This window comes from Streptosporangium carneum (genome assembly GCF_027922005.1).
GTDB classification, from domain to species: Bacteria; Actinomycetota; Actinomycetes; order Streptosporangiales; family Streptosporangiaceae; genus Streptosporangium; species Streptosporangium carneum.
Genome location: NZ_BSEV01000002.1, coordinates 124005 through 144599, shown reverse-complemented (window position 1 = coordinate 144599; position 20595 = coordinate 124005). Strand labels below are relative to the sequence as shown.

General features: G+C 70.1%; 17 protein-coding genes. 10 read left to right on the top strand and 7 right to left on the bottom strand.

Annotated features, from left to right (window positions below; translation table 11 throughout):
* Positions 1–22 precede the first annotated feature (22 nt).
* The 4 genes from PKF00_RS06680 to PKF00_RS06665 are packed head-to-tail and all read left to right on the top strand — an operon-like array spanning position 23 to position 4327.
* The gene (locus PKF00_RS06680; protein ID WP_271216484.1) at positions 23–2953 is read left to right on the top strand and encodes a nitrate- and nitrite sensing domain-containing protein; all 2931 of its coding nucleotides are present in this window, start codon (positions 23–25) and stop codon (positions 2951–2953) included.
* On the top strand, positions 2950–3372 hold the full coding sequence (locus tag PKF00_RS06675; RefSeq protein WP_271216483.1) for a roadblock/LC7 domain-containing protein: 423 nt from the start codon (positions 2950–2952) through the stop codon (positions 3370–3372). Before PKF00_RS06680 ends, PKF00_RS06675 begins: the two co-directional genes overlap by 4 nt.
* A gap of 24 nt (positions 3373–3396) precedes the next feature.
* The gene (locus PKF00_RS06670; protein ID WP_271216482.1) at positions 3397–3759 is read left to right on the top strand and encodes a DUF742 domain-containing protein; all 363 of its coding nucleotides are present in this window, start codon (positions 3397–3399) and stop codon (positions 3757–3759) included.
* On the top strand, positions 3740–4327 hold the full coding sequence (locus PKF00_RS06665; RefSeq protein ID WP_271216481.1) for a GTP-binding protein: 588 nt from the start codon (positions 3740–3742) through the stop codon (positions 4325–4327). The genes PKF00_RS06670 and PKF00_RS06665 overlap by 20 nt, the downstream gene beginning before the upstream one ends.
* Before the next feature lie 97 nt (positions 4328–4424).
* Here PKF00_RS06665 and PKF00_RS06660 read toward each other — a convergent pair whose 3' ends face one another.
* The 4 genes from PKF00_RS06660 to PKF00_RS06645 are packed head-to-tail and all read right to left on the bottom strand — an operon-like array spanning position 4425 to position 9388.
* Positions 4425–5366 carry an ABC transporter substrate-binding protein gene (locus PKF00_RS06660; RefSeq protein WP_271216480.1) on the bottom strand — a complete coding sequence of 314 codons (942 nt, stop codon included), beginning with the start codon at positions 5364–5366 and terminating at the stop codon, positions 4425–4427.
* A gap of 38 nt (positions 5367–5404) precedes the next feature.
* Positions 5405–6364 carry an ABC transporter substrate-binding protein gene (locus PKF00_RS06655; RefSeq protein ID WP_271216479.1) on the bottom strand — a complete coding sequence of 320 codons (960 nt, stop codon included), beginning with the start codon at positions 6362–6364 and terminating at the stop codon, positions 5405–5407.
* Positions 6348–8327: an ABC transporter permease gene (locus tag PKF00_RS06650; protein ID WP_271216478.1), complete on the bottom strand. Its 1980-nt coding sequence runs from the start codon at positions 8325–8327 to the stop codon at positions 6348–6350. The genes PKF00_RS06655 and PKF00_RS06650 overlap by 17 nt, the downstream gene beginning before the upstream one ends.
* Positions 8324–9388 carry a quaternary amine ABC transporter ATP-binding protein gene (locus PKF00_RS06645; RefSeq protein WP_271216477.1) on the bottom strand — a complete coding sequence of 355 codons (1065 nt, stop codon included), beginning with the start codon at positions 9386–9388 and terminating at the stop codon, positions 8324–8326. The genes PKF00_RS06650 and PKF00_RS06645 overlap by 4 nt, the downstream gene beginning before the upstream one ends.
* Positions 9389–9758: 370 nt before the next feature.
* Between PKF00_RS06645 and PKF00_RS06640 the strand changes: the two genes are divergently transcribed.
* Positions 9759–12614: a sensor histidine kinase gene (locus PKF00_RS06640; protein WP_271216476.1), complete on the top strand. Its 2856-nt coding sequence runs from the start codon at positions 9759–9761 to the stop codon at positions 12612–12614.
* A 3-nt stretch (positions 12615–12617) separates the two neighbouring features.
* Positions 12618–13025: a DUF742 domain-containing protein gene (locus tag PKF00_RS06635; protein ID WP_271216475.1), complete on the top strand. Its 408-nt coding sequence runs from the start codon at positions 12618–12620 to the stop codon at positions 13023–13025.
* A gap of 178 nt (positions 13026–13203) precedes the next feature.
* On the opposite strand, the gene PKF00_RS06630 is transcribed toward PKF00_RS06635, so the two are convergent.
* Both PKF00_RS06630 and PKF00_RS06625 read right to left on the bottom strand, forming a co-directional pair.
* A complete protein-coding gene (locus PKF00_RS06630) occupies positions 13204–14169 on the bottom strand; it encodes an SIS domain-containing protein (RefSeq protein ID WP_271216474.1) in 966 nt (321 codons plus the stop codon).
* Between the two features lie 89 nt (positions 14170–14258).
* Positions 14259–15212 (bottom strand): hypothetical protein, encoded by a 954-nt coding sequence (locus PKF00_RS06625; protein WP_271216473.1) that lies wholly within the window; start codon positions 15210–15212, stop codon positions 14259–14261.
* A 361-nt stretch (positions 15213–15573) separates the two neighbouring features.
* Between PKF00_RS06625 and PKF00_RS06620 the strand changes: the two genes are divergently transcribed.
* From PKF00_RS06620 to PKF00_RS44490, 4 genes are read left to right on the top strand one after another with little or no spacing between them, the layout of a single operon-like run.
* Positions 15574–16704 carry a polyamine ABC transporter substrate-binding protein gene (locus tag PKF00_RS06620; protein ID WP_271216472.1) on the top strand — a complete coding sequence of 377 codons (1131 nt, stop codon included), beginning with the start codon at positions 15574–15576 and terminating at the stop codon, positions 16702–16704.
* Positions 16701–17588 carry an ABC transporter permease gene (locus PKF00_RS06615; protein WP_271216471.1) on the top strand — a complete coding sequence of 296 codons (888 nt, stop codon included), beginning with the start codon at positions 16701–16703 and terminating at the stop codon, positions 17586–17588. The genes PKF00_RS06620 and PKF00_RS06615 overlap by 4 nt, the downstream gene beginning before the upstream one ends.
* On the top strand, positions 17581–18354 hold the full coding sequence (locus PKF00_RS06610) for an ABC transporter permease (protein WP_271216470.1): 774 nt from the start codon (positions 17581–17583) through the stop codon (positions 18352–18354). Before PKF00_RS06615 ends, PKF00_RS06610 begins: the two co-directional genes overlap by 8 nt.
* Positions 18354–19937, top strand: coding sequence for a polyamine ABC transporter ATP-binding protein (locus PKF00_RS44490; RefSeq protein ID WP_309298377.1), 1584 nt, complete (start codon positions 18354–18356; stop codon positions 19935–19937). The genes PKF00_RS06610 and PKF00_RS44490 overlap by 1 nt, the downstream gene beginning before the upstream one ends.
* On the opposite strand, the gene PKF00_RS06595 is transcribed toward PKF00_RS44490, so the two are convergent.
* On the bottom strand, positions 19931–20539 hold the full coding sequence (locus PKF00_RS06595; RefSeq protein WP_271216469.1) for a TetR/AcrR family transcriptional regulator: 609 nt from the start codon (positions 20537–20539) through the stop codon (positions 19931–19933). The two genes, PKF00_RS44490 and PKF00_RS06595, sit on opposite strands and share 7 nt — an antisense overlap.
* Between the last annotated feature and the right edge of the window lie 56 nt (positions 20540–20595).

Below are 20595 nucleotides of genomic sequence, written 5' to 3'. Positions count from 1 at the left end.
GGTGAGAGGTAGAGCGAGAGCGGTGACGACGGCGACAACCGAGGGCGGCAGTGCTGCGGCACATGGCCGAGGAAAGCGCTCCGCCGCCCGGTTCGGTTTGCGGAACTGGCGCGTACGGTCGCGTCTCACCGCCCTGATCCTGGTGCCCACCGTGGTGGGCGTGGTGCTCGCCGGCACGCGCGTGGTCGCCTCCGTCGACAGCGTGGCCGGATACCAGCGGACCGCCTCGGCGGCCGAGTACTCCGGCGGGTTGCGTGACCTGGCGCAGGCTCTCGGATTGGAACGTGACCGAGTCGCCTGGGCCGCCTTCCAGCCCTCGAACCAGGGCATGCAGGAGGCGGCCGAGGCGCAGCAGCGGACCGTCGACGCCCTGGTCAGCAAGGTCCTGCTCGACCTCCAGGGACTCGACAACTCCTACGGCCAGCGGATCGCCGAGGCGGCCAAGGACGTGGGCTACCAGCTCGCCGGTCTGGCCGAGATCCGCCAGCTGCCCGGCACGAACCGCGCCGAGCGCTACAGCATCATGATCGCTCCGCTGCTCCAGCTCCACGAGGAGCTCACGGCGGTCAGCGACGACTCGGAGATCATCGGCAACACCCGCGCGCTCAGCGCGCTGGCCCGCGCCAAGGAGGAGGTCTCCCGGCAGCGGTCGCGCCTGCTGGCCGGCTACTACGCGCCCTCGCTCGTCACCGCGCAGGAGGTCGAGAAGTTCATCGCCTCCCGGTCGCGCATGGAGGACTACAAGGCCGACTTCACCGTCGAGGCGAGCTCGGCCAACCGCCAGCTTCTCGTCAAGTCCCTGATGGACGAGAAGGTCTACCGGGCCGAGCTGACCAAGGCCAGGGCGATCGTGCTGGCCGGAGACGCGCAGCACCAGGGCCGCCTGCTCTCCGACTTCGCCGCCGTCAAGCAGTGGTTCTCCGACAACAGCTTCATCCTCGACCGGATGAGGAAGGTCGAGACGCAGGTCGCCGGTGACGTGATCACCCGGGCCCGTGAGCTGGAGGACACCGAGCAGCGCAACGCGATCATCGCGTCCGGGCTGATCCTGCTCCTGCTGATCCTGGTCCTCGGCCTGACGGTCCTCATCGCCCGCTCGATGGTCCTGCCGCTGCGCCGCCTGCGGGTCGAGGCGCTGGACGTCGCGGGATTCAAGCTCCCCGAGGTGGTGCGCAACCTCAGAGTCTCCGGAGACACCCAGGCGCCGGACATCGCCCCGATCTCCGTCGACTCCAAGGACGAGATCGGGGAGGTCGCCAAGGCCTTCGACGAGGTCCACCGGCAGGCCGTACGGCTGGCCGCCGAGGAGTCCGAGCTCCGCTCCAACATCAGCGCGATGTTCGTCAACCTCTCGCGCCGCACCCAGACCCTGGTCGAGCGGCAGATCTCGCTGATCGACGGCCTGGAGAAGGGCGAGGAGGACGGCGGCCGCCTCTCCGACCTGTTCAAGCTCGACCACCTCGCCACCCGCATGCGCCGCAACTCGGAGAACCTCCTGGTCCTGGCCGGCCACGAGCCGTCCCGCAGGCGCAGCCAGCCCGCCAAGCTCGTCGACGTCGTGCGCGCCTCCCTGTCGGAGGTCGAGGACTACGAGCGGGTCCAGGTCAAGGTGCACCGCACCATCTCGGTCGCGGGAAGCGCGGCCAACGACATCGTCCACCTGGTCGCCGAGCTGGTGGAGAACGCCATCCAGTTCTCCCCGAGGGCCAGCCAGGTCGTGGTGTCCAGCAGCATGATCGAGGGCGGCGGCGCGCTGCTCGCGGTCAGCGACGCGGGCATCGGCATGACCAACGAGGAGCTGATCGAGACCAACCGCCGCCTGGCGGACCCGCCGGTCGTGGACGTCTCCGTCTCGCGGCGGATGGGCCTGTTCGTGGTCGGCCGCCTGGCCCTGCGCCACGGCATCCGCGTCCAGCTCAGGCCCCAGGAGGCGGGCGGCCTCATCGCCATGGTCCTCTTCCCGCCCGCGCTCATCGTCGAGGCGGTCCAGCCGAGCCACACCCCGTCGTGGGGCGGGGACTCGCAGTCCCAGTCCTCCTTCGGCCAGACGTCCTTCGGGCACACCTCCCTCGGGCAGACGTCCTTCAGTCACACCTCCCTCGGGCAGACCCCCGTTCCGCAGGCCTCCTCCGGGCAACCCCCGGTCCCGCAGGCACCCGCGTTCGGCTCCACGTCGTTCCCCGACGAGAGCCCGTTCCCGTCGCAGGAACAGCCGATCCCCTCGGCCGCCGCCCTCGCCGCCCTCGCCGCCCCGCTGTCGAGCGTGGAGTACCCCCTGCCCAAGCGCCGGGTTCCCGGCGCGAACGGCAGCGGAGCCCCCGCCCTCCAGAGCAACGGCTTCTCCGCCTGGGGGCAGGCCTCCCACGACGATCCGGTGACGGCGTCGATGCCGGCCGTACGGATCTCCCCTCTCGAGACCGAGCAGGAGGAGTTCCTGCCGATCTTCGCCTCCGTCGAGTCGGCCTGGTTCCGCAGGGCGGACAACGGAGGCGAGAAGCGGCCCGCCGACCACGACGCCGACGAGAGCCGACAGCCGGACCCCTCCCCGGCGGAGGGCTCCGAGGAGCCCGCCGTGCTCGTTGAGAGCGCCCTGGCCGGCGAGCCGGCGGGGGAGGCGGCCCAGCGCCCGGTGGCCGAGCCCGTCGTACAGCCGGCCCCCGCTCCCGTGGTGGACGACTGGCAGACCCCGGCCGACGCGGGCTGGCGGGCGGCCCAGGCGGCGAGCGACCCCAGCCTCGGCGGGATCACCGCCGCGGGTCTGCCGAAGCGCACCCCCAAGGCCAACCTGGTGCCGGGCACCGCGGCGTCGGTGCCGGTCACTCCGATGCCCCCCATCTCGCCCGAGCGGGTCCGCAGCCGTCTGTCGAGTTTCCAGCAGGGAGTGCGGCGAGGACGTGCCGAACTACACGAGGAAACCGCCAGGCCCCTGGCGGACAGGGAGGAGAGCTCGTGACGACCCTGAGCCACGAGGCGCGCAGGTTCGACTGGCTGATCACCGAGTTCGTCCGAGGCACTCCCGGAGTCGCGCACGCCGTGTGCGTCTCGGCGGACGGGCTCAGGATCGCCAGTTCCGAGGGGTTCCCCGACGATCGCGCCGACCAGCTCGCCGCGGTCGCTGCGGGCCTGCTCAGCCTGACCGTCGGCGCGTCCCGGGTGTTCGACGGCGGGTCCGTCACCCAGACCGTGGTCGAGATGGAGCGCGGCCTGCTGCTGGTCATGGCGATCAGCGACGGCTCGGTGCTCGCGGTGCTGGCCTCCCCGGAGTGCGACATGGGCCTGGTGGCCTACCAGATGACCCTGCTGGTCGACCGCGCGGGCCAGGTGCTGACCCCGGCGCTGCGGGCCGAGCTCCAGGCTTCCCGAGGACGATGACGATGTTCTTCACAGGAGAGGGCTGTGCTCGGGAGTGATGGGAGCGGGGACGAAGAACCTTTGTTCCGTCCCTACACGGTCACCGGCGGTCGTGCCGAACCGCGCTATCACATGGCGATCGAGACGCTGGTCTCCTCCTCGTTCATCATGGACGAGGAGCTGGCCCTGCTCACTCCGGAGCAGGAGGCCATCATCAGGATGTGCCGGGCGTTCCGGTCGGTCGCCGAGATCTCGGCGCTGCTGAGGGTCCCCCTCGGCGTGGCCCGCGTGCTGGTGGCGGACATGGCGGACGAGGGTCTCGTCCGCCTCCACCAGCCGAGCCTCGACAAGGGACAACCGGATCTCACCATGCTCGAAAGGGTTCTCAGTGGACTTCGCAGGCTCTAACCATGGCGGCCTGACGTCGACGAAGATCGTCGTCGCTGGCGGGTTCGGCGTCGGCAAGACCACGTTCGTGGGCGCCGTGTCGGAAATCCTGCCGCTGACCACGGAGGCGGTGATGACCGACGCCAGCGCCGGCATCGACGACCTCGGTCTCACCCCGAACAAGGCGACCACGACGGTCGCCATGGACTTCGGCCGCCTGTCGCTGGACCGGGACCTGATCCTGTACCTGTTCGGCACGCCGGGCCAGCACCGCTTCTGGTTCATGTGGGACGACCTCGTCCGCGGCGCGATCGGCGCGGTGGTGCTGATCGACACCCGGCGTCTCGCCGACGGCTTCCCGGCGATCGACTACTTCGAGGAGGCCAAGCTCCCCTTCGTGGTCGGGATCAACGGCTGGGACGGACATTTCGCCCACACCGAGGAGGACGTGCGGGAGGCTCTGGCGCTCGCCCCGCACGTTCCCATCGTGCGCACGGACGCCCGCTCCCGCGACTCCGTCAAGGGCACGCTCATCACGCTGGTCGAGCACGTCCTGCGCGTCCGCGCCGCCTACGGCATGTCCGTCTGACCCACGGCGGGCCGAAGCACCCGCCCCGCCGGCCCCGTGCGGGGCTCACGGGGGCCACGAGGTCCACGCGACCCGCGAGGCGGGGCCCTGCCCCGCCTCAGCCGGGTATCCAGTCCTTCCAGACGATCCTGTTCGCCTCGATCCACTTCCTGGCGGCCTGGTCGGCGCTCATGCCGTTGTTGGTCATGTCGTCGGCCACGGCGTTCTGGTTGTCGTTGGTCCAGGTGAAGTTGCGCACCAGCTCGTAGGCTCTGCCGCCGCCGTCGGCGAACCTCCTGCTCACGATCTTGTCCAGCAGGTAGGGCGGGTAGTCGCAGGCGACCCTCTTGGGGTCGGCGTCGCAGCCGATCGCGTAGGGGGGAAGGTTGATCTTCACCAGCTTGAGCCGGGTGAACAGCCACTGCGGTTCGTAGAAATACATCAGCAGGGGGGTGCGTCGTTCGGTCGCCAGTTTGGCGGCGTTGATCAACGCTTTCTCGCTTCCTGCGTACACCACCTTGTAGTTGAGGTGAAGATTTCTGACCAGAGCCTCGTCGTTGGTGACATATGAGGCGTCTCCGTCGAGGAGCTGGCCGAAATTACCTGATTTATTGGTTTTAAATAGGTGGGCGTACTTGTTGAGCTGTCGCCAGTCGGTGATGTCGGGATACTTGTCGGCCATCCACTGGGGGACGTACCAGCCGATGACGCCCTTGTTGCCGTTCCGGCCGGCGGAGACCGCGACTTTCCGTTCCTCGATGTAGGTCTTCTTCTCCGCCTCGCGGCCCCAGTTCTCGATGATGACGTCGACCGTCCCCTTTTCGATTCCCTCCCAGGACTGTGTCTCGTTGAGCTTCACCTTCTGCACCTCGTAGCCGAGCTCCTGTTTCAGCAGCCGGCCCAGCACCGCGGCGCTGGCCTCGTAGCCGACCCACGGATTGACGGCGATCCGCACGGTGCCGCCGGTCGCCGGCCGTTCCCGCGGCGACTCGGCGCACCCGGACAGCAGGACGAGCAGGACGACGACCCCGGCCAGCCGTCTTCGCCCGGCGCCTCCCACGACGTCTCTCCCCCCGCCTCTCATGGCGGGCCCGCCGATCACCGGGGTATCCAGGCGGACCAGACGGACTCGTTGGCCTCGACCCACTTCCTGGAGGCGTCCTCGACGCTCATGCCGTTGTTGGCGATGTCGTCGGCCACCGCGTTCTGCGCCTCGTTCGTCCAGGAGAAGTTCTTGACCAGCTGGTAGGCCCTGCCGCCGCCGTCGGCGAACCTCCTGCTCACGATCTTGTCGAGGTCGAGCTCCGCGTAGTCGCAGGCGACCTTCTCCGGGTCGGCGTCGCAGCCCTCGGTGTGCGGGGGCAGGGCGATCCTGACCAGGTCCACCCGGCTGAACAGCCAGTGCGGGTCCCAGAAGTAGAACAGCAGGGGTCTGCGCTGCCGCTGGGCCTGGGTGGCCGACTCGATCAGCGCCGCCTCGCTTCCCGCGACGACCACCTTGAGGTTCAGCCGCAGGTTCTTGATGAGGGCGTCCTCGTTGCTGACGTACGACGGGTCGCCGAAGAGCAGCTGTCCCTTCTGACCCGACTCCGAGGTCCTGAACAGGCTCGCGTACTTGTTCAGGTTCCGGTAGTCGGTGATGTCGGGATACTTGTCGGCCATCCATTTGGGGATGTACCAGCCGATGACGCCCTTGTTGCCGGTGGAGCCCGCCTCCACGGCGACCTTCCTGTCCTGGATGAAGGTCTTCTTCAGCTCCTCGTGACCCCAGTTCTCGACGACGACGTCGACGTCGCCCTTCTCGAAGCCCTCCCAGGAGACCTGTTCGGCGAGCTCCTTCTTCTCGACGGTGTAGCCGAGTTTCTTCTCGAGAAGGTAGGTGATCACCCCGGCGCTGGCCTCGTAGCCGACCCACGGATTGACGGCGATCCGCACGGTGCGGTCCGAGGACGGCTGTGCCGAGCTCGCGCCGGGTTCCACCCTGACACCGCCGCACCCCGAGGCCAGTGCGAGTGTGAGAACACCGGCGAGCAGGCGGACTCTACGTCCGATCCTCATGCGATCCTCTTCCTTCGGTGAGGCTTTCGGGAAACTGTCTGGGGACTTTCCTGGCGGGGCGCTCGGCGGCGCCCCGGGTGATCCGGTCGAGCGTGATTCCGACCAGCACCGTCGCCAGCCCGGCGGCGAAGCCCATGCCGAAGTCGGCGCGCCGGGAGAAACCGGAGACGACGTCGTAGCCCAGCCCGCCCGCGCCGACCAGCCCGCCGACCACGACCATGGCGAGCGTCATGACGATGCCCTGGTTGGCGGCCAGCAGGATCGCCTTCCTGGCCATCGGCAGCCGCACCTTCCACAGCACCTGCCGTTCGGTCGAGCCGCAGGAGCGCGCGGCCTCGACGACCGCGGGCGAGACGCCGCCGATCCCGTCCTCGACCAGCCGGACGACCGGCGGGACCGCGTAGACCACCGAGGCGAGGACCGCGGTGAAGCGGGTCGCGCCGAACAACGCCAGCGCGGGCAGCAGGTAGACGAACGGCGGCATGGTCTGCGCGGCGTCGAGCAGCGGGCGTTGCACGGCGGCGAACCGGCGGGATCGGGCCGCGGCGACGCCGAGCACAAGTCCCGCGGCCAGGGCGGGCGCCACCCCGGCCAGCACCGTGGTCAGCGTCTCCATGGTGTGCTGCCACAGTCCCAGCAGGGCCGTGGCGAGCAGGCAGCCGACGGCGACGAGCGCGGGACCGTACCCGCCGCCGCGCCACGCGGACACGAACACGACCGCGGCGACGAGCCACCAGGGAGCGGTGGTCAGCACCTCCTGCAGCGGGTTGAGCAGGGCCTCGGTCGTGACGTCCCTGGCCACCGCCGTGACGCCGTACCAGGAGGACTTCACCCAGTCCACGACCTCGTTCACCGGCCCGGCCAGGCGCAGCACCCAGTTCTCGGGGAACTCGGCGGGCAGGAACCTGGCCGCGACCACGCCGCAGAGCAGGATCGCCGTGGCGGCGGCGATCCGCCCTCGCGCCGAGGGCTCGCGCGTCGCGGCGGCGGTGGTCATCCGGTCCAGCACGACGGCCATGACCACGATGGCGACGCCCGCCGGGAGCATGAGGCCGACGTCGGCCCTCGACAGCCCCGTGACGATGCCGGAGCCCAGCCCGGGAGCCGCGATCAACGCGGCGATCACCACCATGGACAGCGCCATCATGAAGGTCTGGTTGACGGCCAGCGCGACCGTGGCGCGCGCCACGGGGAGATGGACCTTGCGCAGCGTCTGCCATCGGGTCGCGCCGAGCGCAGTCGAGGCCTCGACCGCGACGTGCGGGACCCGGTCGACGGCCAGCGCCGTGATCCTGATCGCCGGAGGGATCGAGTAGACCAGCGTGGCGACCGTCGCCGACGCCGGTCCGATCTGGAAGAACACCACCATCGGCGCCAGGTAGGCGAAGGTCGGCATGATCTGCATGACGTCGAGGACCGGGGTGAGCAGGCGGCGCAGCCGTACGGAACGGCCTGCCCAGACGCCCAGCGGCAGGCCGAGAAGCAGCGAGAGCAGGACCGCGGCGAGCACGAGCGTGAGCGTGTCCGCGCTTTCCCGCCACACGCCCAGCACTCCGAACGAGGCGAACCCCGCCAGGGCGACCGCCGCGACCCGCCCGCCTCCCGCCAGCCAGCCCAGAGCTCCGGCGAGGCCGGTCGTCCCCGCCCAGCCCAGGACCTGCGGCACCAGGTGGAGGGCGTCGTGGAGACCGCCGACCAGCAGACGCACGTAGTTGACGAGGAAGAGGAAGACGGGGCTTTCGTTGCGGTTGGCGTCCACCCAGTCGCGCGCGTCGCCGACGAAGCGGAACGGTGCCGCGTCGTCGTCGTGAGGGAGGGTCGCCGTGCCCCGGAAGAGCAGATAGGCGGCCACGACCGCCGCCGCCGCGCCGGTGAGCCGGGCCAGCCGGAGCGGCGCCCGGGTCCCGCCGCGGAGCGCGGCGGGCGGCCAGAACGACGCGGGCGACGCGGACGGCGAGGTCATGAGCGGCTCTTCCCTGCCCGGGGTTCCCGGACCGGGGTCCCGGTCATCGCCGTCAGGATGTCGAGCCGGTCGACCACGCCTATCAGCCCGCCTTCCCCGATGACGCGGATCGGGCAGGCGGAACGCACGGCGACGGGCGCCGCGTCGCGGATGACGGTCCACGCGGGGAGGGCGGGGCCGTCCAGCCGCTCGTCCTCCCTGGGCGGGCGGCAGATCCAGCGCAGCGAGAGCACCTCGCCCCTGGGCACGTCCCTGACGAAGTCGGCCACGTAGTCGTCGGCGGGGGCGCCGACCAGCTCCTCGGCGGTGCCGAGCTGGACGATCGAGCCCGCGCGCATGATCGCGACGCGTTCCCCCAGCCTGAGCGCCTCGGACAGGTCGTGGGTGATGAACACCATGGTCTTGCCGACCTCGCGGTGCAGGCGGATGACCTCGGCCTGCATGTCCCTGCGGATCAGCGGGTCGAGCGCGCTGAAGGGCTCGTCGAAGAGCAGCACCTCGGGGTCGGAGGCCAGCGCCCTGGCCAGGCCGACCCGCTGTTGCATGCCGCCGGAGAGCAGGTCGGGGCGGACGTCGGCGAAGCCGTCCAGGCCGACCAGGGAGAGGATCTCCCCGGCCCGTCTGTGCCGTCTGGCCCTGGGCACGCCCTGGACCTCCAGTCCGTAGGCGACGTTGTCGAGGACCCCGCGGTGCGGCATCAGGCCGAAATGCTGGAAGACCATGCTGACCCGGTGCCGCCGCAGGTCCCTGAGCTGCGCGGGGGAGGCGGCGCGCACGTCCTGGCCCGCGATCGAGATCTCTCCCGCCGTGGGTTCGATCAACCGGGTCAGGCAGCGGACCAGGGTCGACTTGCCGCTTCCCGACAGGCCCATCACGACGAACACCTCGCCCGGCCGTACGGAGAAGCCGACGTCCTTGACCGCGGCGACGCAACCGGTCCGTCGCCGGAGCGCGGCAGGGTCGAGTCGCGCGTCGGGGCTGCCGAGGACGCGTTCGGCCCGGGGGCCGAAGATCTTCCACAGCCCGCGCACCTCGATCGCGGCACCGCCGGATGAGGCCACTGTCTCCTCCAAGGCTGACGCTCGGATTTGGTGGGGCAAGGACGTAGTGAGTCAAGATATGGGGGAAATATCGTGAATCACAATGATGTGATCTTCCAAAGATCGAGGTACTTCAGTCGGCTGTCCATATCCATTGATATGGAACGGTGTAAATAGTCGAATGAGTGTCGAAAAACTTAATGGATATATAAGGATGTCCGTAACGGGGATTCCAGTCCTGAAATAGGGGCCGGGGTTCATGCCTCCGCTGTCTCGTAAGTTCATATTTATGAAGCTGTGTTCGATTGGCCCCACAGGTTGAGATGTGCTCGAATTGCCGGAAGCCATGGGAAATTCGGCCAGCGATTCATCCACCGAGAGGCAGCGTTCGGTGAGCACACATAAGACTCAGGGGGCGGGAAGCGGCTTCCGCCTGCGGAACTGGCGGGTGCGTTCCAGGCTGATCGCGCTCATTCTGGTCCCCACGGCCGCCGCCGTGCTGCTCGGCGGGATCCAGATCTTCACCTCCCTGCGCGCGGGCGCCGACTACCAGAAGGTCAACGATCTGGCCCGGCTCTCGGACCACATCGGCGCCCTCACCCACGAGCTGGCCCAGGAGCGCGACCGCACCTCCTGGTACATCGCCCTCGGCCGCCCGCAACGTGAGACGCAGGCCGTGCGGCGGCAGATGAACGCGGTCGACACCGCCGCGGCGCACGTCCGCGACAGCGGCGCCCTGCTCAGAGCCGCGGTCGGCGGCAGGACCAGGGACGAGGTCGAGACCGTGCTCGCCAGGCTGAACGACCTCGGCTCGCTGAGGGAGCAGGCCCTGGGCCCCTCGTTGCTGCCCGAGGCGGCCGTCGACGCCTACTCGCTGGTCATCGACGACCTGCTCTCCCTGCACGACGAACTCGGCAAGGGCGACGACGACGGGCTGTTCGGGCAGTCCCTGACCCTGGAGGCGCTCGCCAGGGCGAAGGAGGCCGCCTCGCTGCAGCGGGCGCTGGTCTCCGTGGTCCTGGTCGCGGGCCGGTTCGAGCAGGACCAGATGGAGAAGTTCCTTGGTGCGATCTCGGACGAACGCAGTGCGCGCCGAACCTTTGCCGCGGAAGCCGGAAGCGACGAACGCCGTCTCTTCGACGAGACCGTCAACGGCAGGACCGCGGACCGGGCCGAATTCCTCCGTGAGCTGGTCCTGCTCCGCGCCGACTCAGGGGCCTCGCTGAAGGGGCTCGACCTGGCGAGGAAGGACGACGCGGGGGAGTGGTACGAGGCGGTGACGGTCACGATCGACCGGATGCGCGAGGTCGAACGGCGGCACACCCAGGCCATCGTCACCCGCAGCCAGCAACTCGTCGACGCCGAGCAGAGACGCGCCCTGCTGATCGCCGGGGCCGTCGTGGTCCTGCTGCTGGCCGTGCTCGCGATCACGACCGGTGTGGCCCGATCGCTGGTCAAGCCGTTGCGGCGGCTGCGGAGGGAGGCGCTGCAGGTCGCCGGGGAGCGGCTGCCCGCCTACGTCCAGCAGGTGCGCGAGTCCCGCGACGGAGAGGTCGCCGCGGACGTGGTCCCGATCGGCGTGCTGTCCCGAGACGAGATCGGCGAGGTGGCCAGGGCGTTCGACGAGGTTCACCGGGAGGCCGTACGGCTGGCGGGCGACGAGGCGAAGCTGCGCACCACGGTCAACGCGATGTTCGTCAACCTCTCCCGCAGGAGCCAGACCCTCGTGGAGCGCCAGCTCACCCTGGTCGAGCGGCTCGAACGAGGCGAGCGCGACGACCAGCGCCTGGCGGACCTGTTCAAACTCGATCACCTCGCGACCAGGATGCGCCGCAACAGCGAGAACCTCCTCGTCCTCGCGGGCCAGGAGGTGGTTCGGCGCTGGAGGCAGCCCGTCGAGCTGATGGACGTGGTCCGGGCCTCGCTGTCCGAGGTGGAGAACTACGACCGGGTGGTGACCCGGGTCGAGTCCGACGTCGCCGTCATCGGCCCCGCGGTGAGCGACGTGGTCCACCTGCTCGCCGAACTGGTGGAGAACGCCCTGTCCTTCTCGCCGAAGGAGAGCAGGGTCACGGTCTCCAGCAGCCGGATCGACGGCGGAGGGGTGATGCTCTCGGTGACCGACCAGGGCATCGGCATGACGGCCGAGGAACTCGCCCAGGTGAACTGGCGTCTGGCGAACCCGCAGGCGGCCGACGCCTCCGCCGCCCGGCGCATGGGCCTGTTCGTGGTCGGCCGCCTCGCGCTCAAACACGACATCCGCGTCCAGCTCCGTCCTCAGGAGACCGGCCTGACCGCCATGCTCCTGCTGCCGGAGAGGCTGCTCGCCTCGGTCCCCTCGCACGGCGGCGCGACCCGGCCCCCCGGATCGGGTTTCCCGCTCGAAGCGGCTCCCGCCGGGGCGGCCGTCCTGTCGGCGCCTGTCGCGCAGGCCCTGCCCGCCCCGCCGCGTCAGGGCGCGCAGGCCGTACCCGGCCAGGACGTTCAGGGCGGCACGGCGGGGCCGAGCGTGTGGAGCCTGCCCGCCGAGCGCCCGGCTGTCCCGCCGTGGGAGGACGGACGCTTCCCCCAGCCGTTCCCCGACCCGTTCGGGCATGAGTCGTTCGGCTCCGACGCCGGCCTCGCCCCGGACACCGCCTTCGACACCGTCTCCAACAGCGCCTTCGACACCGCCTCCGACACCGTCTCCGGCACCGCCTTCGACATTTCCGCCGCCTCGGAGCCCGGCGCGGGGGAGGCGGACGCCATCGGGCCGTTGCCCGAGGTGGGAGCCTCGGCGCTGGACGCGGAGGAGTTTCTGCCGATCTTCGCCTCGGTCGAGTCGGGCTGGTTCCGCCCCGGAGGGTCCGGGTCCGCCGAGGACCTCCGGCCCCGGGGTTTCGCGGAACGGCCCGCTCAGGACGCGGGCCAGGCGCAGCGGGCGCAGCCCGTCGAACCGGGCGAACCCGCCTCAGCCGAGCCCGAACCCGAACCCGAACCCAGGCCGTGGTCGTCCCCCGGGGACACCGGCTGGCAGGCCGCCCAGGCCGCGAGCGTCCCCTCGCTCGGCGGAACGACGGCCTCCGGCCTGCCGAGACGCACTCCGAAGGCCAATCTGGTGCCCGGCTCGGTCACCCCGCCCTCCGACGGGCCCCAGCGGCCCTCCGACGTTCCTCCCCGGTCGGCCGACCGGATCCGCAGCCGGATGGCGAGTTTTCAGGAAGGCGTTCGCAAGGCCCGCAACGAGCTTCCGAAGGGGGAGGGCTGAGCCGTGCGAGAGGAGCACCGCGGAGAGCACGAGCCCTACGGTGAGGCTCCGGGGTTCTACGGCGAGTCTCCTGAGGAGGAGAGTTCGCTGGTCAGGCTGTACACCGTCACCGGAGGCCGGACGGCTCCGCGCACCCGGCTCGCGATGGAGGCCCTGGTCTCCTCCGCCACGTCCGCCCAGCTGGGCCTGTCCTACATCCGGGAGTACCGCGCCATCAGCGAGATCTGCCACCAGGTCCGCTCCGTCGCCGAGATCTCGGCCCTGCTCGGCGTGCCCCTCGGTGTGGCCCGCGTCCTGATCTCCGACATGGAGTCCGAGGGCCTCGTCCGCGTCCACCATCCGCACACCGCCGCGGGCGGCCCCGATCTCGCCGTCCTCGAACGCGTTCTCAGCGGCCTGCACCGCCTGTGATCCGCCGGGGCGGCCGCGTGTTCTCCGGCAGGGTGTTCTCCGGCCGGGTGTTCCCGGTCGTGTGCACTGGTCGGGTGTTTCCGGCCGTGTGTACTGGTCGTGTGTTTCCCGGCCGGGCGTTCTCGGTCCGGGTTCTCCCGCCTCGCGTTCCCCGGTCACGCGGTCCGGGGCTCCGAGGTCAGCCTCCGGCCTGGGCCAGCCACCACCGGGCGGCGACCAGTTCGGCCACCAGGGTCTCGGTGAGCAGGGCGACGTCGGGGTCCTCGTCGTGCCGGTAACGGACGGCGGCTCTGGCGTCCGGCAGTTCGCCGCCGACGGTCAGCACCGTGGAGCCGCGCTGCCGGATCCAGTCCATGGCCTGGTCGTCGTAGCGGGAGCCGGGGAACAGGACGGCGCGGTAGTCGAGGGTCTTGGTGAGGTAGACGTCCACGTGGGACCAGTCGCCGGTCTCGCAGGCGTCCGCCGCCCTGCGGGGACCCTCGCGGAACATCAGGGCGGACTGCTCGGCGGAGGACAGGCGTTCCGCGGGGGCGATCGTGTAGACGCCGTGCGGTCCGTCGAGCAGCTCCATCGTCTGCTCCAGCCACCGCTCCCTGCGTTCCAGCAGGTCGCCGGTCGCCTCCGCCGTACGGCGCAGCAGCGCGGGAACGTCCGTCGCCGAGCCGGTGAGGCGGTCGCCCAGGGCCAGGAGCAGCCCGAGGGTGTGCTGGAAGGTCCGGCAGGACACGCCGCCGCGCTCCTCGCCCGCGAGCATCGGCACCACCAGGTCGGCGCCCTCCGTGACCGCGGAGCCGGGGGTGTTGGTCATCGCCAGCACGAAGGATCGGCCACGGTGACGGGCGACCGCGTCGAGGGTCTCCCGGCTGCCGCCGGTGGCGGAGATCGCGACGACCAGGGTGTCAGGGGAGGCGGGGGAGCAGACCTCGGCCGAGGCGTACTCGGCCACGGCGTCCACGCCCGCCGCCCGCAGCCGCAGCGCGGCGACTCCCGCGGCGTACCTCGAACTGCCCATGCCGAGGAAGACCACCCGTCTGACCTGGGAGGGAAGGCCGCCGAACGGGTCGGCCTCCGCCAGGGCGCCCGCCAGCTCGGCCAGCGCGGCGGGCTTGGCCTCCAGGTCGGCGAGGTACAGCTCGGGGTTCACTCTCTCTCCTTAACACGGGGACTCCTGACGCTTAACACGGGGACTCCTGACGCGGAGATCCTCGACACGGGGACGTCGGCGCGGGCGGGTCACGGGTACCAGGAACGCAGGACGCCCATCGGGGCGTAACGCCAGCGGGGAAGACGCCGGGCCGCGTAGATCAGCTCCCGGCACTCCTGCTCGATCTCGAAAGGGCGGACCAGGGAGAGGTCCAGCAGGTCGGCGTGACCGCGTTCGGTCAGGCGGGACAGGTAGGCGCCCCTCAGGGCGGCACGCGCCGCGGCGGTCCACGCGCCGGTCGCGAGGGGATCGGCGTCGCGACGCCTGACGGCGACCTGGCCGACGTGTTCCAGACTGGTGGTGAGCTGGGCCAGGTCGCGGGCGGCGGGCTGGAAGGGGTCGGCGGTCGTGACCGTGGGGTTGCCGTCGAAGTCGATCACGGCGTAGCCGTTCCGCCAGCGCAGCACCTGACCCACGTGCAGGTCGCCGTGGATGCGGATGAGCGGTGTCGCGCCCGCGGCGGCCAGCGGGGCGAGTTCGGCGCGCAACGCGTCCGCGCGATCCGACAGCCAGCGTCCGTCGTCGCCGCCCGTCAGGGCGAGCGCCTCGCGCACCGCCGCTTCGGCGCGCTCGGCCCAGGGGCCCGCCCACGGAGCACGCCCGTGCTCCGCCTGCGGATCCGGCGCGTGCCGTACGGGGGAGGGGAGGACCGACGACGGGGTGGCCAGCGCCGTGTGGAGGTCGGCGGCCAGGACGCCCAGCTCGGCGGCGAAGGCCGTGCCGCCGGAGACGGCCTCGTCCACACACCACTTCCAGCCGTCCTCCGCGTCCGGCAGGTAGGCGGTGACCAGCGCCAGCAGCAGTTCTCCGCCGTCCTCCGCGCGGCGGGACAGGGCCGCGTACGGCGTGGCGGTGGCGGTGAAGCAGACCTCGGTGAGGTGGGCGAACATCTCGGGGGCGGGCTGGGGGAGCGGTTCGGGCGGGGTGAGCCACTTGACGACCACGCTCTCGGCGACGACCACGGAGTGGTTCGTCTGATCCACGTCGAAGCCGCGTTCGGGGGCCGGAAGGCCTCCTGAGGGCCGTGCGAGTTGAACTCCGGTTGAAAACTCGGAGACGTCATGGCCGGGAAGCGGGTGAAAGCGGCGGACCGCGAAGGGGGCTGGAACCTCGCAGCTCAGCGCGGCGACCAGCTCACCTGACCGTCCGTCGCCCGCGCGTGGCACGGTGTCGAGCTGTGACCAGATTGAACTGGAGTGCAACAGATAAACCAAACTTCCCAGGGGTGATGTCGCGCAAAGTCTTGCTCAAGTTATGGTTGGCTGCAACACTCCTGCTTTGGTCTGCCGTGTCCGTAACGGTCGGTCTACACCAATCACACTGAATTCTGAAGGAGTAGCGGCCGTGTTCCGTGCCCGGTACCCCCGTCGTCTTCCGGCTGTCGCCCTGGTGGCCGGTCTCGCACTCGCGGTCTCGGCCTGCGGCGAAGGGACCACGAGCACCGCTGCTCCCGAGGCCTCGCCCTCGGTCTCCGCCGCGCAGCTCAACCCGAACGCGAACCTCTCCAGGCAGAACCTGACCATCTCCGTCTGGCCGGGCTACACCCCCGACTACCTGGCGGCGAAGGTTGAGGAGAAGCTCAAGTTCAAGCTCAAGGTGGCGACGCACGACACCAACGAGATCATCATGGGCAAGCTGACCGGCGGCGCCGACACCGGCATCGACGTGGCCTTCGTCTCCGGGCAGTACGCCCAGGCCCTGCACGCGGCCGGGCTGCTCGAGCCGATCCACCCCGAGCTCATCCCCAACATGGCCAACCTCTACCCTGAGGCCAACGAGCTCTCCTATGACAAGGGCAACGTCTTCTCGGTCCCCTACACCTGGGGGACCACGGGCATCTGCTACCGCACGGACCTGATGAAGACGCCGCCGACGAGCTGGAACGACCTCCTCAACCCGCCGGCCGACGCGCGGAAGAAGGTCACGATGATGACCACCGAGCGCTGGCTGGCCCTGCCCGCCCTCAAGGTGCTCGGCCTGTCGGTCAACACCAAGAGCGAAGAAGACCTGAACAAGGTCAAGGAGAAGCTGGTCGCGGCCAAGCCGTACCTGCTGGGCTACGACGACGTGACCTTCGGCGACCGGCTCAAGAGCGGCGAGGCCGTGATGGTCGAGGCGTGGGACGGCTGGTGCCCCACCGCGGAGAAGAACATCAAGTTCGTGGTGCCCAAGGAGGGCAGCGACCTGTGGGTGGACACCATGGTCGTGCTGAAGAGCTCCAAGAACAAGGAAGCCGCCCACGCGTTCATCAACTTCATCCTCGACCCGAAGATCCACAGCTGGGCGGCGCAGAACATCCTCTACAAGGTCCCGAACAAGGCGGCCATGGACGAGGTGCCCGCGGAGCTCAAGGAGAAGAACACGCCGCTGCAGATGACCCCGTCGCAGCTGCTCACCGGTGAGGCCATCCTGGACCTGGGCGAGGAATCGACCAAGTTCACCCGACTCGCCACCGAGGTCAAGGCAGCGAAGTGACAGCTTCCGCCGTCCCCGGCGCGACCGCGAGAGCGCGGTCGCGCCGGTCGCGTCTCGTGGGGCGGTTGCTCGGACGGCTGGTCTTCCTCGGTCCGGGCCTGACCTACCTGATCGTCCTGCTGCTGATCCCGCTGGTGCTGGTCCTCAGCTACTCCTTCTTCCGCAGGGGACGCTTCGGCGGCGTCGTCTACGAGGCCAGCGGGGAGAGCCTCACCCGCCTCCTCGACCCGATCTATCTCGACGTCGTGCTGAGCTCGCTGAAGCTGGCCACGGTCGCCACGCTGATCGCGCTGCTGGTCGGCTACCCGACGGCGTACATGATCGCCCGGCTTCCCCGGAAGTGGAAGACGGTCGCGCTGGTGGCGATCGTGCTGCCCTTCTGGACCAACTTCCTGATCCGCATCTACGCCTGGATCGTCCTGCTGAGCGGCCCCGGCCTGGTCAACAGCGCCCTCGGCAAGCTCGGCCTCGGCCCCTTCGAGTTCCTGTACAACGAGGGAACGATCGTCACCGGGCTGGTCTACTCCTACCTTCCGCTCATGGTGCTCCCGCTGTACGCGGCGATCGAGAAGCTCGATCCGCAGCTCGCGGAGGCCTCGGCCAACCTCGGAGCCAGGCCCGCCCGCACGTTCGTCTCGGTGACGCTGCCGCTGACCCTGTCGGGGGTCGTGACCGGCTGCATGTTCGTCTTCGTGCCGAGCTTCGGTAACTTCGTCATCCCCGAACTGCTCGGCGGCGGACGCTCGATCATGGTCGGCAACCTGATCAGGGACCAGTTCCTCACGGCGCGCGACTGGCCGTTCGGGTCCGCCCTCACGCTGGCGCTGCTCGCCGTACTGATCGTCCTGCTGCTCCTGCAGGCATGGAGTGCCCGCCGTGCGTAGATCGCCCCTGCTGCACCTCCCCTTCTGGGCGACCTATGTGTTCCTCTACACGCCGATCGTCGTGCTCGTCGTCATGTCGTTCAACTCCGGCAAGTCGCCCTACTCCTTCACCGGCTTCAGCCTGAAGTGGTACGGCAAGCTCGCCGGGAACGACCTGGTGAAGGAAGGCCTGGTCAACACGCTGATCGTGGCCGTGGGGTGCACGGCGCTCTCCACCGTGCTCGGCACGCTGCTGGCCGTCGGGCTCGCCCGTCACACCAGGTCGCGGCTGCTCGACGCGCTCGGCGTGCTGCCCGCCGTGCTGCCCGACCTGGTCCTCGCCATCGGCCTGCTGGTCTTCTACGCGACGGTCAAGATGACCCTCGGCCTGCACTCGGTGTTGCTGGCGCACACGGTGTTCGGCATGGCGTTCGTGGCGGCGGTCGTCCGCACCCGGCTCGTGCACGCCGACAACTCCCTGGAGGAGGCGTCCAGGGACCTCGGCGCGACGCCGTTCACCACGTTCCTGCGCGTCACGCTGCCCCAGCTCGCCCCGGGCATCGCGGCGGGCGCGCTGCTGGCGTTCACGCTCTCCGTCGACGAGTTCGTGATCGCCTTCTTCACCTCGGCGCCCGCCACGCCGACCCTTCCCATCGTCATCTACTCAATGGTCCGCTTCGGGGTCACACCGGAGATCAACGCGCTGGCGACCCTGCTGCTGGCCGTGAGCTTCACCGTGGTGATCGTGGCCCAGCGGATGACCCGACTGACGGAGTCGCTGTCCTGATGCTGCAGATCACAGGTGTCAGTCGCCGGTTCGGCGACGTCACGGCGCTGTCGGAGGTCTCCCTGGAGATCCGGCAGGGCGAGTTCTTCGCGCTGCTCGGCCCGAGCGGCTGCGGCAAGACCACCCTGCTGCGGATCCTGGCGGGCTTCGAGACCCCCGACTCGGGCGCCGTCACCCTCGACGGCGACGACCTGCTCGGACAGCCGGCGCACCGCCGCCCGGTCAACCTCATGTTCCAGTCCTACGCGCTGTTCCCGCACATGACCGTGGCCAAGAACGTCGCCTACGGCCTGGAGCGGGAGAGACTGCCGAGGGCCGAGGTCCGGGAGCGGGTCGCCGAGGTCCTGGAGAAGGTCGGCCTGAGCGAGACGGCGGGAAGGAAACCCCACCGGCTCTCCGGCGGCCAGCGGCAGCGGGTCGCGCTGGCCAGGGCGATCGTGAAGCGGCCCCGCCTGCTGCTGCTGGACGAACCGCTGTCCGCCCTGGACAAGAAGGTCCGCGCCGAGATGCAGCTCGAGCTCAAGCGGCTCCAGCACGAGGTCGGGATCACCTTCGTCGTGGTCACCCACGACCAGGAGGAGGCCATGTCGCTGGCCGACCGGATCGCGGTCTTCAGCGCCGGCCGGGTGGAGCAGGTGGACGCGCCGGTGACGCTGTACGAGCGGCCCGCGACGCCGTTCGTCGCGGGTTTCGTCGGAGCCAACAACCTCTTCGAGGGCGAGGCGCGTGCGGGCGGGCTCTCCTGTGACGGGCTCGGCGTGCTTCCCGTGGTCTCCGAGCTGCCGGAGGGGACGGCCGCGCTGCTGGCCGTACGGCCGGAGCGGCTCAGGCTGGACGAGGAGACCGTGACGGAGCCCGAGGCGGTGACGGCCGCTGAGGACTCCGAGGCCGAGACGGAGTCCAAGGCCGAGACGGGCTCCGGGGCTGTGACGGACTCCGAGGACGCGGCGGCCGTGACGGGCGACGAGGCCGTCGCCGACGGCGAGGCGCAGGAGGTGTCCGGGGACGAGGCCGCGGCTGACAGCGAGAGCCCGGTCGACGGTGACGACCCGGCCGACGAGGAAGCCGTGGACGGTGACGACCCGGCCGACGAGGAAGCCGTGGACGGTGACGACCCGGCCGACGAGGAAGCCGTGGACGACGGCGAGGAGTCGAGGGGCGAAGAGGCCACGGCGGTCCCCGAAGCGGTGAAGGACTCGCAGAACGCTGAGGAGTCTGAGGGCTCCGAGGAGTCAGCGGGCCCGGAGGACTCCGAGGTCACGGCGGGAGAGGAGGTCCCGGAGGAGTCCGAGGCCGCGGCGGGTGGGGAGGTCCCGGAGGAGTCCGAGGCCGCGGCGGACGACGAGGTCGCGGCGGACCCGGCGGTGGCGGCGGACGGCGAGGCCGTGACCGGCGGCCCGGGTGTGCTGCGCGGGAAGGTCGTCGACGTCAGCTTCTACGGCGGAGTCTCGCACGTCTCGGTCCTCGTGGCCGGGCGTTCCACTCCGGTCCTGGTGGCCACGCAGGGAGCCACCCAGGTCCAGGCGGGGTCCTCGGTGACCCTCACCTGGAGGGCCGAGGACGGGGTGCTGATTCCTCAATGAGACGTCTTGAGCGGATTGCCGGTAGCGGTCCTGGCGTAGGCGAGAATCAGTTCCGCCGCCTCATCAGGGCCGATCACCGGGTGGCGGGCCGTTATGCGGTAGCCGTACGCATCCTCGAGCGCGACCAGGTTGCGCGCGATGGCGAGGGAGTCACCGGACAGGGTGAAGGTTCCCAGGGCGGCTCCGGTGTCCAGGATGCTCTGGTACATCGAGACCTGGCGGTCGTAGAGCGTGGTGAGCAGCAGGGCGTACATCCTGTTGCGCCCGGCGACCCCGCCGAGTTCGTTGAGCAGCCGCACGTCCGGGTCGTCGGGTCCGAGGGGCAGCCCGGAGCGGATGGTCACGACGAGTTTCTCGACAGGGTCGAGCATGCCGCTGATCCGCTTGAGGCGCTGCTCGTAGAAGCGCTCCATCCCCGCGTGGTGGGCGTCGACCAGCAGTTCGCCCAGCTGGGGATAGTGGTAGAGCACGGCGCCGGAGGTCAGACCGGCCTCCTCGGCGACGTGGTTGAGGTGCACTCCCTCGGTGCCGTGTCGGATGATCGCCCGATGTGCGGCAGCGATGAGATCGAGGCGCCGATCCGCCCGCCTTTTGCGCGTCATAATCCCCCACTCGTTCAGGACCCCGCTCCGTACCGGGGTCCATAGTGACCGTTTCC

Coding starts and splice junctions, on each gene's coding strand:
- PKF00_RS06650 (WP_271216478.1), bottom strand. CDS start 8,327: ATGACCTCGCCGTCCGCGTCGCCCGCGTCGTTCTGGCCGCCCGCCGCG.
- PKF00_RS06595 (WP_271216469.1), bottom strand. CDS start 20,539: ATGACGCGCAAAAGGCGGGCGGATCGGCGCCTCGATCTCATCGCTGCC.
- PKF00_RS44490 (WP_309298377.1), top strand. CDS start 18,354: ATGCTGCAGATCACAGGTGTCAGTCGCCGGTTCGGCGACGTCACGGCG.
- PKF00_RS06655 (WP_271216479.1), bottom strand. CDS start 6,364: ATGAGGATCGGACGTAGAGTCCGCCTGCTCGCCGGTGTTCTCACACTC.